The following is an 11857-nucleotide window of genomic DNA, read 5'->3' on the forward strand; positions in this document are numbered from 1 at the left end:
GTTGTTTATATATCACAAAAAAAAGCCCCATAATGAGGCTTCGGAATTCCGTTATTTTGATAATTCGATATCGAATTGGGTCAACATTTTGAATTGTTGCAGTCTGGCGTCTACGTCTTCACGCGTCAAACGCTGCATGCGTTGGGTACCGAATTCTTCCACGCAAAACGAGGCGAGATTCGAACCGTAGATAATGGCGTTTTTCAGATTGCCAAAAGAGATATTGCTGCTTTGCGCTATATAACCCGAGAAGCCCCCTGCAAAAGTATCCCCTGCTCCAGTCGGATCATACACCTCTTTTAGGGGTAAAGCCGGCGCAAAGAAAACATCGGTCTGATGAAACAACAGTGCTCCGTGTTCGCCCTTTTTAATCACGACGTATTTCGGTCCCATCTCCTGTATCGCTTCTGCGGCCTTAACCAAAGAATACTCTCCAGACAATTGACGGGCTTCTTCATCGTTAATGGTGATGACATCGATGCGTTTCATCACTTCTTTCAGTTCGTCCAGCGCACAATCCATCCAAAAATTCATCGTATCCAAAACGACCAACTTGGGTTTGTGTTCCATCTGATCCAAAACGCTGATTTGGATATTGGGATGCAAATTACCCAGCATCACCACATCGGCGTCTTTATAGTTTTCCGGTACTACCGGATTGAAATCTGCCAATACATTTAATTGGGTTTCCAAGGTATCTCTAGAATTGAGGTCGTTGTGATAACGGCCGCTCCAAAAGAAAGTTTTACCGCCTTTGACCACTTCAATTCCCGATATGTCAATATGGTTATTTTTTAAAAGATCGAGATGTTCCTGAGGAAAATCATCTCCAACCACGGAAATAATCGCCGATTGCACTTTAAAGAACGAGGCAGCAAGTCCAATATAAGTAGCTGCTCCACCTAAAATCTTAGCTGTTTTTCCGAATGGGGTTTCAATAGCGTCAAAAGCCACTGTTCCCACGATCAATAATTTATTCATATTAAGTAATAACAAATGAAGCTGCAAATATAAGGTATTAGTTATAGCTGACCAATACTAGCTCCCTTAAAAAAGAGCGGGAATTACGTTAAAATTGCGCCTACTTATGCGTCGGCATTTTGCTCGTAAAACACATCGGGCGGCAATTGACCTTGCTGGGCAGCAGCGACGGCCAACTGATCGCAGCGCTCGTTCATCGGATGGTTATTATGGCCTTTGACCCATTTAAACTCCACCCAATGCTCGCGGTAAATCTGGAGAAACCGCTTCCATAAGTCGGGATTTTTCTTACCGACAAAGCCCTTTTTCTCCCAGCCAAAAACCCAGCCTTTCACCACGGAATCCACCACGTATTTGGAATCGGAAACCACCAAGACCTTAGTCTTTGGGTTTTTTAGCTTTTCCAGGCCCACGATTACCGCCAAGAGTTCCATGCGGTTGTTGGTGGTTTTGCGAAAACCGCCAGAAAATTCCTTAAATACTTTTTTACCCGCCCATTCCAGTATAAGCCCATAACCTCCCGGTCCGGGATTTCCCCTAGAAGAGCCGTCTGTATAAAGGATTACTTGATGAATTTCTGCCATTAAAAAGGTTTTAAAAGATTTTCAATCACTTCGGGAAAATGGCAGTATTCCAATTGCTGTACCGCCTCGGCAATAGCTTCGACCGTGGTCGGGTATTCCAAGGGGGTGGTCGCTTGAAAAATAACGTTTCCCTCGTCGTAATTCGCATTGACAAAATGTATGGTTATACCCGTTTCCTGCTCTTTATTATCCAAAACCGCCTGATGCACATGCTTGCCGTACATCCCCTTTCCGCCATACTTGGGCAAAAGCGCAGGATGGATGTTGATGATTTTATTCTCAAACAAATCGACTAAGGTCTCGGGAAGCTTCCACAAGAAACCGGCTAAAACGATCAAATCCGGATTAAAATCCCGCATGATTTTTTCCACTGCCCCATCATTTAACATATTTCTATCAAAAATTACAACGGGAACCGCGTTTTTTCTCGCTTTTTCTATTACCTTAGCTTCTGGGTTATTCACCAAGACTAAAAAAGCGGTATTGACAGCCTTGTTTTTGAAATAGGCCATGATGTTTTCAACATTAGTGCCTGATCCGGAAGCGAATAAAAGTATTTTTTTCATCTATTTTGAGTGAGAGTAAGTTAGAAACGAGCAAATTGAATGCAAAAAAAAGAATAATAACTGACAATAAACAGAAAAATAGGCAGAAGTATTAATTATTTTTATAATTTCGCACCGACAATTAACATGTAAAAACTGGTTTTAAAATAAAGTTTTTTATTTTTGCCATCGAAATTAAATTTAAAATTAAAAGATTATGTCAGACATTGCATCAAGAGTAAAAGCGATTATCGTTGACAAATTAGGCGTTGACGAGAACGAAGTTGTAGCAGAAGCAAGCTTCACCAATGATTTAGGAGCTGATTCACTAGACACTGTTGAGCTTATCATGGAATTCGAAAAAGAATTTGATATTCAAATTCCAGATGACCAAGCTGAAAACATCGCTACAGTAGGTCAAGCTATCTCTTACATTGAAGAAGCGAAAAAATAATAACAGAAACTCACGTGTCTGTAACAAGCACGTGAGTGTTATTATTTTTTTAAAAGTAGACTAGACAGGTTTTTTAAAAAACGGAAAAAGGACAGATTGGAGACAATCTTACAATTATAAAATTAAACTACCCAATGTTTCCTTTTTTATATAAAAGAGATCATTGGGTATTTTTATTGACATCAAAATTATAAAAAATTTTTTATGAAATTAAAGCGAGTTGTTGTAACAGGTTTAGGTGCACTGACCCCTATTGGAAATAATGTTCAGGAATACTGGAACAACCTAATTCATGGAGTGAGCGGTGCAGCCCCCATAACTTATTTTGACGCTACCCATTTCAAAACGCAATTTGCCTGTGAGTTGAAAGGCTTTAATGTAGAAGATTTTATAGATAGAAAAGAGGCGAGAAAAATGGACCGTTATGCGCAATACGCGATGGTAACGGCGCAAGAAGCCATGCAAGATGCTCAATTTGATTTGGACCAAATCGATCACGACCGCGCAGGCGTAATCTGGGGATCGGGTATTGGAGGCTTGGAAACCTTCCAACACGAGGTGACGAATTTTGTAAACGGCAACGGGACACCAAAATTCAACCCCTTCTTTATCCCAAAGATGATTGCCGATATCGCAGGTGGTCACATTTCGATAAAATACGGTTTTAGAGGTCCTAACTTTACCACGGTATCCGCTTGTGCATCGTCTACCAATGCTTTGATAGACGCTTTTAACTACATTCGTTTGGGACATGCCGACATCATGATTACCGGCGGTTCAGAAGCAGCTATTACCATTGCAGGTGTAGGTGGATTCAATGCCATGCACGCGCTTTCCACTAGAAATAACGACCCGCAAACCGCTTCTCGTCCGATGGACAAAGACCGCGAGGGCTTTGTATTGGGAGAAGGCGCTGGCGCTTTGATTTTGGAAGAGTACGAACACGCTGTAGCCAGAGGTGCCAAGATCTATTGCGAAATAGGCGGAGGCGGAATGTCTGCAGATGCTTATCACATCACTGCCCCTCATCCAGAAGGATTAGGAGCTAAAAACGTGATGCTGAACTGTTTGCGCGACGCCGGACTAACCCCTACAGATGTGGATGGTGTAAACATGCACGGTACCTCCACCCCTTTAGGAGATATTGCGGAATCCAAGGCGATACAACACGTATTTGGCGAACACGCTTATACCTTAAATTTAAATGCTACCAAGTCGATGACTGGCCATTTACTCGGAGCAGCCGGTGCTATTGAAACCATCGCTTCGATAAAATCTATTGTGCACGGCATTATTCCTCCGACTATCAACCATTTTACAGACGACGAAAACATCGATTCCAAACTCAACTTCACCTTTAATCAAGCGCAAAAGCGCGATGTTAAGGTCATCATGAGCAATACTTTTGGTTTTGGCGGACACAATGCCTGTGTATTGGTTAAAAAATTAGATCTTTAATCCACGATTTGCGTGATGAATATACTTTACAAAATTTTTAAAATTTCCCGTTCTCAAGTAGAAAACGGGTTTTTTTATGACAATATAACTCGTATTATCGGCGACAAACCCATCGATATTCAGAATTTTAAAAGGGCTTTTACCCACCGCTCCATGAATTTGACCGACGCCCAAGGTCATCCGCTCAACTACGAAAGATTGGAGTTCTTAGGCGATGCGATGCTGGGTTCGGTTATTGCCGCGCATCTCTATTTACAAGTTCCCAATGGAGATGAGGGCTATTTGACCAAAATGCGCTCCAAAATTGTCAGTCGCGAAAACCTCAATGAGTTGGGAAAAAGCCTTAAACTCATCGATTTGGTCGAAAGCAAAATCGGCAATCAACAGTTTGGAGAAAACATCTACGGCAACCTGCTCGAAGCGCTGATCGGCGCGATTTACCTGGACAAGGGATTTCCTGCCTGTGAGGGCTTTATACACGATAAAATCCTCAAAAAGGAAGCGGACATCCAGCGCTTAGAGACCAAAATAACCAGCTATAAGAGTTTGTTGATCGAGTGGTGTCAGAAGAAAAAATACCCCTTTAAATTCGAATCTTTCGAAGAGGAAAGCTGCGAAGATGTGCGTTACTTTGGCGTAAAATTATACATCAACGATAAGATCGTAGGCCGCGCTCGGGGAACTTCCAAGAAAAAAGCTGAGGAAAAAGCCGCACAACGCGCCTATTTTGCCCTACAGGAAAAAATCATCGCCGCCGAAAAATAACTTAACGTTCATTTACCATTTAAGTTTAAGCCATGTCTTAGAAAGTCGTATATTTGCATCTAACTTATCTATATGACTATACATAGGATATCCATAGACGACTTTATTACGAGCGATTATGAGTTGATTGCGATTCACTCGGGATTGGAAGATTATCGAGTAGCCTTTTTTCTCAATCAAGCCTTAGGCACTCAACTAGCTAAGTGTAAAGAGGAAATAGAAATCAATACGGGACAGCTTCCCAGCTATTTTTCACACTATTTATTTGAAGACCCCAGACAGGACATCGTTTGGAATTTAGCTTCCAACAAAACTTTTTTCTCTACAGACAACACCTCTCCCTCACCGCTTTTCAAAGAGTTAAATCCCGCCTTTCTCACCCCGATTTACCTGTTGCCCGAGTTGAAGAAAGTCGACTTTATCCTAAAAATAGAAAATACCGACCACACCTTCGATATCGAAAGCGTGATGGACAAGATCAATATGCTCAAGGGCATTACTACAGCATACGAATTGCAGCAAAACACGATAAAATCAAAAAATAATTTAATATTCTAAACAATGTTAACAAGAAAAAAAACCAAAATAGTAGCCACATTGGGTCCAGCTTCTAGTTCTAAGGAAGTCATCAAAGCCATGATAGATGCTGGGGTAAATGTTTTTAGAATAAATTTTTCCCATGCCGACTACGCCGATGTAGAAAGCAAGATTAGAATTATTCGAGAACTCAATGAAGAATTTGGATACACCACGTCCATCTTAGGCGACCTACAAGGTCCTAAGTTGCGCGTCGGCATTATGAAAGAAGATGTGATCGTCTCCAAAGGTGACATCATCACCTTTTCTACAGCAGAAGAATTTCACGGAACTGCAGAACGCGTGTATATGAATTACAAAAACTTCCCGATGGATGTCAATCCAGGGGAGAGCATTTTACTCGACGACGGTAAACTGCTTTTTGAAGTTATAGAAACCAATAAAAAAGACGAGGTTAAGGCATTGGTTATCCAAGGCGGACCGCTTCGTTCAAAAAAAGGGGTCAACCTACCCAAGACCAAAGTATCGCTTCCGGCCTTGACCGAAAAAGACATCCGCGATGCGATTTTTGCAATTAAAAACAAGGTGGATTGGATCGCTTTATCGTTTGTAAGAACGCCAGAGGACTTAGAAGATTTGAGAAATCTAATCAACGAACACTCTGAACACAAGATTCCGATTATCGCCAAGATTGAGAAACCCGAAGCCGTAGCGAACATCAATAAAATCATTGCGTATTGCGACGGGCTTATGGTCGCTCGTGGTGATTTGGGTGTGGAAATCCCGGCTCAGGAAGTGCCTTTGATTCAAAAACAATTGGTTCAAAAAGCCAAATCGGCTCGTATACCCGTGATTATCGCTACACAGATGATGGAAACGATGATCAGCAGCCTAACACCAACCCGTGCCGAGGTGAATGATGTAGCCAATTCGGTGATGGATGGCGCTGATGCCGTGATGTTGTCTGGAGAAACCTCTGTGGGCAGTTATCCGGTACAGGTTATTGAAAAGATGAGTCAAATCATCTTAAGCGTGGAGGATTCTCCGCTTATTAAATTACCGCAAAACACACCGGAGATCAAGACCAAACGATACATTACCAAATCGATTTGTTACCACGCCGCCACCATGGCCAATGACATCGACGCCAAAGTGATCTGTACTTTGACCAACAGTGGGTATACCGCTTTTCAGATTTCGGCCTGGAGACCGAATTCGCACATACTCGTATTTACCTCAAACCGCAGAATTTTGACGCAGTTGAGTTTGTTATGGGGGGTTTCCGCCTATTTTTACGACAAATACGTCAGTACAGACGAAACCATAGAAGACATCAACTCTTTGGCCCGTGCACACGGTTATGTGGGCAAAGGCGATATGATCATCAACTTGGCTGCCATGCCTATCGTAGAGCGCGGTATGGTCAACACCTTGAGAATCTCCGAGGTGGTCTAACACAAAAAACACCCGGCTCGAGTGCTCAAATCACTCGAGGCTGTTTTTAAAATTTAAATCGCAGTTGCACCGCAACTGCTTTTTTTTGCTCTGAATTCAAATTCGACAAGGACACACCGATCAGACGCACCGAATTTTTTAGCCGCTCCTGATACAACAACTCCTTGGCCACGTCGAGCAATAACTGCTGTTCCGACACAAAATAAGGCAAGGTCGTACTTCGGGTTTGCTGGGAAAAGTCGGAATACTTGATTTTGAGGGTGACGGTTTTTCCCGAAACCCCATAGCGTTTGAGCCGCTGTTCCAAATCGGCGGTAATCCATTCCAGTTTTTCGACGATAAATATTTCCGACGATAGGTTTTCGTCGAAAGTCCGTTCGGTTCCCACCGATTTAACCGCCCGATCGGGACGTACAGGCGAAAAGTGATTGCCGCGTACGATTTGGTAATAGTGCCCCCCAGCCTTTCCAAAGTGCTCGATCAAAAACGCTTCGGACTTGCCCTTTAAATCCAAGCCCGTAAAAATGCCCAATTGATACATCTTGTCTGCCGTAACCTTGCCCACACCGAAAAACTTTTTAATTTCCAACACTTCCAAAAAGGCGATAACCTCTTCGGGGTTGATGGTTTTTTGTCCGTTGGGCTTGTTGTAATCGCTGGCTACTTTGGCGAGGAACTTATTGGTCGATATCCCCGCCGAGGCCGTTAGCTGGGTGGTTTCAAAAATGCGCTGCCTGATTTCCGCTGCGATAAGCGTCGCGCTGGGGTTGCCCTTTTTGTTTTCGGTGACATCTAAAAAGGCCTCGTCCAAGGCCAGGGGTTCGACCAAGTCGGTATACTCCAAAAAGATGGCCCGAATTTGCCGAGACACCTCTTTGTAACGATCAAAACGGGGCGGCATAAAGATCAATTGGGGGCAGTTTTTCTTGGCCATCACACCGCTCATCGCACTGCGCACGCCAAACTTGCGGGCTTCATAGCTCGCCGCTGCCACCACGCCCCGATTTTCGGCACCGCCTACCGCAACGGGCTTTCCCCTTAACTCGGGAAAGTCCAATTGCTCTACAGAAGCATAGAAGGCATCCATATCGATATGTATAATCTTTCTTTGCATAAGTCGGCATTTACCCCTTGCAAAAATACCGATTTTCCGCGTAGCAGCCTCGGTGCTGCCCCGGAATAAATCGACTCCGATAGCGGCAAAATCGGCCTGTAAAAACACACCCCCAAGGTCGGCAAGCGACCTTGGGGGTGTGGCGGTAAAGCAAGCGCGTTATTACTCCTTAACAATCAATATGGAAGGGGAGTGATTGAGCCACGCACTGCGCGTTTCCACCAATTTCTTCCAGCTGTTTAGACTGATCAGCATGATGTCATAACGCTCTAGGGATTCGTCGGATATGGCCTTGTCTTTGGTGATCATGATGTGATTGGGCGTCACTTGCTCAATGCTGCGGATGGATTCTTTAAAATCCGCACTGCGCTCGATTTCGCCAGAGGCGTCTAAAATCGTAATCTGAGCCTCTACATTAGCGATCCACTTTTGTGCATATTGCAGCAAGAACAAATCCGATTTATCGAGTATGGGAACAAAAACCTGTTCGATTTTCTCAAAGTTTTTATTGATCAACACCCCTACCGGCACCTTGGCGCGAATCAGCACCTGACGGGTGCGTTCGTCGAAAAAGGCGTGTTCAAAAATGCGCTCTTTTCCCGTTACCTTATCGATGATGATGTCGGGATTGATAATTCGGGTGGTAAAGCCCAGAATTTTCCCCAGGAGGGTTCCCTTGTAGATTGAGTGACCAATTTCCAGTAAAAGCAGGTCGCAACTGTCTTCATTGACGATTTCGACCATGTCGGATTCCAAGTCGTTCGACACTTTAAAAAGCGTGAGTACCTCTTGATCCAAGCGGCGGGCTTCGGTATCGATCGGCTGAAAGATATGCGATTCGTAGTCGTCGGAATTAAAGGCATTCACATCGGAACTCGACACGATGTGCATAGTGGTGATCGAAGCGTTTAAGCGTTGTTTTTTGACCAGGCTGTTGGCGATGTTCAACAGCGCTTTGCCATTGACGGCATCGTCAAAAAACATATAGATGCGGTATTTGTTCATCACCTTGAGCTCATCGGGTGCCGAAGGCAGGTCTTTGCCAAACACCTTGTTGATGATGTCCAACAACGGTCCGGTCATAAAAGTGGTGGCCAAAGCCATAATTACCATCATGGCAAAGACCTCGCCGGTGAGTATGCCCAGGTCAAAACCGATGTTTAACACGATCAGCTCCATCAGTCCTCGCGTATTCATCAATGCGCCTATGGTTAAGCTGTCGCGCCAACTCTGTCCGACGAACTTGGCGGCTAAAGCACTGCCGACAAACTTGCCGACCGTAGCCACCAAGATGATATAACCCGTCACCTTCCACAGATAGGGTTCGTTGAGTAGCCCTATCTCCGTTCTCAGACCCGTATACACGAAGAATAAGGGCAGAAAGAGTATCACAGCTACATCTTCTACTTTTTCGATAAACAAGGCTCTAAATCGCACGTTATCCGGCATAATGGCACCGGCCATAAAAGCGCCAAACAAGGCGTGAATACCGATGACCTCTGTACAATAGGCCGAGAGGATCAACGTCAGCAAAAAGATGGCTACCGTAGCCTTGGAAATATTTTTATTGCTACCCTGAATCTTCCCGACCCGCTCCAAAAAGGGTTTGACCAATTTGAGCATGACCATCACGTAAACCACGGCCAAAGCCATAATGTAAAGGGAGCTGGTAAACGAACCGGCCTTGACTATGGCGATTACCGCAGCCAACATACACCAGGCGGTTATATCGTCTGCCGCAGCACAGGTGATCACAATGGTTCCGAGACGGCTTTTGTGTATGCCGCGCTCTTGTACGATACGCGCCAAGACGGGAAAGGCGGTAATGCTCATCGATATCCCGAGAAAAAGGGCAAAAGAGAGAAACTCTACGCCTTCGGGAGCGAAGGAACTGAAGATATAATAGGCCAAAACCATGCCCAATGCAAAGGGAATGATAATGCTGGCGTGACTGATTAGCACGGCGTCATGCGCCTTGTTTTTAAGCACTTTTAGATCGAGTTCCATACCGATTACAAACATAAACAGGATCAGTCCAATCTGACTTAAAAAGCTCAAATTAGGCAGGGATTCGACGGGAAAGAGGATGGTGGAGAAATCGGGGAAATGCATGCCTAAAAAGGAGGGTCCCAAGGCGATACCGGCGATGATTTCGCCGATGACCGACGGCTGTCCTATTTTTTTACAGATCCATCCAAAGGCGCGGGCTACCAAAACTATGGTAACGATTTGCGCCAATAAAATCGCCAGCGGATGTCTTAAATTCACCAAGAGCGACTCCAAAAAATTCTCGTAAGTCGTCAGTTCTGAAATAACGGGCACTACGTTTTCTTCGAGCAATTGGCCGCGCGAGACTATCCAGTACATCAACGCAGAAAACAATCCAATTACAGCGATGTAGAAAAAGGTATTTTTATACTTTGCCATCATTAATGGGTTATAAATTCGGTGCAAATGTCCGTCAAATTCGGCTGTTTTAAACCCGCTGTGCCTCAAACTATTTCAAAGATGTCATGAAAGCGAAAAAAAGTGCTACAAAACTAAATCTTCGATAAAAAATCCGATTTAAAGTGAACCCCCAAAGTGAGGGTCAACGGCTTTTTAGCCTCGGTAAGCAAGGTGGTAATGATTTCGTCGTGATTAAAAAAGCTGACGATTTTCAGGGCAATAATCTCGCTTTTATTGATTCTACAAAAATCTTTAACCGGCAAATCCTTGCCGATTTTCTCCAGGGATATATTTTTCAAAATCAGGGTACTGCCGTCGGCGAGCATAACCACCTTATCACGAGGATCGGAATCCGACGGTTTGATGTGTAGTATGCTTTCAAACTGCAAAACCGCTTTGCCCTTATTGCTATTGACCGTCATAAAGGTCGATTGCTCCGTCGGACTGATCAGCTTTAAGGCTTTTTGAATCGCCTTTTCCAAGCGCTCTTTTTTGATGGGCTTGGTGATGTAGTCGATGGCGTCGATTTCAAAGGCATCGACGGCAAATTCGCGGTAAGCCGTAGTGAAGATAACGGGTTTATTGCCCAATAGCTGGGCTACGCTTAGTCCATTTATCTGCGGCATCTCTATGTCAAAAATACCGAGATCAAAATCCAAATCAGGTGCCTCTGCCAGCAGTTTAATCGGGTCGTTGTACACTTTGACGATTTCCATTTCGGGAATTTGCTCGCAAAGCATCTTTAAATAGGTCAAGCCCGGCAACTCATCATCCAGTAAAATGCATTTTAGCTTTGAAGTCATCCAGATTAATTTTTAAATGTGCAATATAAACATCGTTTTCGACAAATCGCTCCAAGCGGTAATGCTCCTTATAGATGATTTCCAAACGCTTGTGCAGCGATTCCAAACCGAATCCGCTGTGGTTTTTTTTAAGGGCGTTTTTGGGCGAGGTCTTGTTGGAAACCATCAGGTGAAAGCTTCCGCCCTTTATTTCAAACAAAATCGAGATAAACGAATCGGCACTCTGCAGGTCGGCATGCTTAAAGGCATTCTCGATCAGGTCTATAGAAATCAGCGGTGCCAATAGGTTTTGATCGTACAAAATCTCGTTGGCCGCTATTTTATTTTTGACATTGAGCTGGAATAAGGGACTGATTTTAATCTTGTTGATCTCGATCAGGCTCAGCGCAAATTGATGTTCTTCTCTAGGCGAAACCAGCTTTTTTTGGCTGTCGTATAAGACGTAATCCAACACCCCTGCCATCTTGTCCAGGGCAAAGTAGGTTTGATAGGCATGCGACTGTATGGAGTTTAAGATGTTTTTAAACAAATGCGGATCCAAACGCGACTCCAGGGATTCCAGTTGCAAGTGCTTCATCTTGGAATCGATGAGAAAGAATTCCCTTTCCAATTTACTATTGCGCTGCTGTACCCGTAGCAAATAGTACAAGAGCACTACCACCAAGAGCAGCAGGATCACGATAATCGCCGTTTCCAACACTACTACTGTCATG

Annotated in this window: 12 protein-coding genes; 5 read left to right on the forward strand and 7 right to left on the reverse strand. The window is 44.1% G+C overall.

The features are described from left to right. Positions 1 to 51: 51 nt before the first annotated feature. The 3 genes from ACQZ43_RS02975 to ACQZ43_RS02985 all read right to left on the reverse strand — a co-directional run bounded on the left by ACQZ43_RS02975 (position 52) and on the right by ACQZ43_RS02985 (position 2131). On the reverse strand, positions 52 to 981 hold the full coding sequence (locus ACQZ43_RS02975) for a PfkB family carbohydrate kinase (RefSeq protein ID WP_430614376.1): 930 nt from the start codon (positions 979 to 981) through the stop codon (positions 52 to 54). Positions 982 to 1085: 104 nt separating this feature from the next. Further along, positions 1086 to 1565 carry a ribonuclease HI gene (gene rnhA, locus ACQZ43_RS02980; RefSeq protein ID WP_430614378.1) on the reverse strand — a complete coding sequence of 160 codons (480 nt, stop codon included), beginning with the start codon at positions 1563 to 1565 and terminating at the stop codon, positions 1086 to 1088. Next, complete coding sequence (locus tag ACQZ43_RS02985; RefSeq protein WP_430614380.1) at positions 1565 to 2131, reverse strand: phosphoribosylglycinamide formyltransferase; 567 nt, start codon at positions 2129 to 2131, stop codon at positions 1565 to 1567. Before ACQZ43_RS02985 ends, rnhA begins: the two co-directional genes overlap by 1 nt. Before the next feature lie 196 nt (positions 2132 to 2327). Here ACQZ43_RS02985 and ACQZ43_RS02990 point away from each other — a divergent pair, with 196 nt between their 5' ends. The 5 genes from ACQZ43_RS02990 (at position 2328) to pyk (ending at position 6779) form a co-directional block, all read left to right on the forward strand. Beyond that, complete coding sequence (locus tag ACQZ43_RS02990) at positions 2328 to 2564, forward strand: acyl carrier protein (protein ID WP_002988156.1); 237 nt, start codon at positions 2328 to 2330, stop codon at positions 2562 to 2564. A gap of 204 nt (positions 2565 to 2768) precedes the next feature. Then, positions 2769 to 4022 (forward strand): beta-ketoacyl-ACP synthase II, encoded by a 1254-nt coding sequence (gene fabF, locus ACQZ43_RS02995; protein WP_430614382.1) that lies wholly within the window; start codon positions 2769 to 2771, stop codon positions 4020 to 4022. Between the two features lie 15 nt (positions 4023 to 4037). After that, complete coding sequence (rnc, locus tag ACQZ43_RS03000) at positions 4038 to 4787, forward strand: ribonuclease III (RefSeq protein ID WP_430614384.1); 750 nt, start codon at positions 4038 to 4040, stop codon at positions 4785 to 4787. Between the two features lie 72 nt (positions 4788 to 4859). After that, positions 4860 to 5345: an IPExxxVDY family protein gene (locus tag ACQZ43_RS03005; RefSeq protein WP_430614386.1), complete on the forward strand. Its 486-nt coding sequence runs from the start codon at positions 4860 to 4862 to the stop codon at positions 5343 to 5345. A 3-nt stretch (positions 5346 to 5348) separates the two neighbouring features. Continuing rightward, positions 5349 to 6779, forward strand: coding sequence for a pyruvate kinase (gene pyk, locus ACQZ43_RS03010; protein ID WP_430614388.1), 1431 nt, complete (start codon positions 5349 to 5351; stop codon positions 6777 to 6779). Positions 6780 to 6825: 46 nt separating this feature from the next. On the opposite strand, the gene dinB is transcribed toward pyk, so the two are convergent. From dinB to ACQZ43_RS03030, 4 genes are all read right to left on the reverse strand, one after another. Beyond that, positions 6826 to 7893 (reverse strand): DNA polymerase IV, encoded by a 1068-nt coding sequence (gene dinB / locus ACQZ43_RS03015; RefSeq protein ID WP_430614389.1) that lies wholly within the window; start codon positions 7891 to 7893, stop codon positions 6826 to 6828. Between the two features lie 162 nt (positions 7894 to 8055). Continuing rightward, a complete protein-coding gene (locus ACQZ43_RS03020; protein WP_430614391.1) occupies positions 8056 to 10320 on the reverse strand; it encodes a cation:proton antiporter in 2265 nt (754 codons plus the stop codon). Positions 10321 to 10433: 113 nt separating this feature from the next. Then, entirely contained in the window at positions 10434 to 11144 is a 711-nt protein-coding gene (locus tag ACQZ43_RS03025; RefSeq protein ID WP_430614392.1) for a LytR/AlgR family response regulator transcription factor, read from the reverse strand. Beyond that, positions 11110 to 11856, reverse strand: coding sequence for a sensor histidine kinase (locus tag ACQZ43_RS03030; RefSeq protein WP_430614394.1), 747 nt, complete (start codon positions 11854 to 11856; stop codon positions 11110 to 11112). Before ACQZ43_RS03030 ends, ACQZ43_RS03025 begins: the two co-directional genes overlap by 35 nt. Position 11857: the final 1 nt, after the last annotated feature.

This window comes from Flavobacterium sp. JP2137 (assembly GCF_050562195.1).
GTDB lineage: Bacteria > Bacteroidota > Bacteroidia > Flavobacteriales > Flavobacteriaceae > Flavobacterium.

Bases quoted from the DNA above. Each gene is read 5' to 3' on its own strand.
- ACQZ43_RS02975 (WP_430614376.1), bottom strand. From the start codon at position 981: ATGAATAAATTATTGATCGTGGGAACAGTGGCTTTTGACGCTATTGAA.
- rnhA (WP_430614378.1), bottom strand. From the start codon at position 1,565: ATGGCAGAAATTCATCAAGTAATCCTTTATACAGACGGCTCTTCTAGG.
- ACQZ43_RS02985 (WP_430614380.1), bottom strand. From the start codon at position 2,131: ATGAAAAAAATACTTTTATTCGCTTCCGGATCAGGCACTAATGTTGAA.
- ACQZ43_RS02990 (WP_002988156.1), top strand. From the start codon at position 2,328: ATGTCAGACATTGCATCAAGAGTAAAAGCGATTATCGTTGACAAATTA.
- fabF (WP_430614382.1), top strand. From the start codon at position 2,769: ATGAAATTAAAGCGAGTTGTTGTAACAGGTTTAGGTGCACTGACCCCT.
- rnc (WP_430614384.1), top strand. From the start codon at position 4,038: ATGAATATACTTTACAAAATTTTTAAAATTTCCCGTTCTCAAGTAGAA.
- ACQZ43_RS03005 (WP_430614386.1), top strand. From the start codon at position 4,860: ATGACTATACATAGGATATCCATAGACGACTTTATTACGAGCGATTAT.
- pyk (WP_430614388.1), top strand. From the start codon at position 5,349: ATGTTAACAAGAAAAAAAACCAAAATAGTAGCCACATTGGGTCCAGCT.
- dinB (WP_430614389.1), bottom strand. From the start codon at position 7,893: ATGCAAAGAAAGATTATACATATCGATATGGATGCCTTCTATGCTTCT.
- ACQZ43_RS03020 (WP_430614391.1), bottom strand. From the start codon at position 10,320: ATGGCAAAGTATAAAAATACCTTTTTCTACATCGCTGTAATTGGATTG.
- ACQZ43_RS03025 (WP_430614392.1), bottom strand. From the start codon at position 11,144: ATGACTTCAAAGCTAAAATGCATTTTACTGGATGATGAGTTGCCGGGC.
- ACQZ43_RS03030 (WP_430614394.1), bottom strand. From the start codon at position 11,856: ATGACAGTAGTAGTGTTGGAAACGGCGATTATCGTGATCCTGCTGCTC.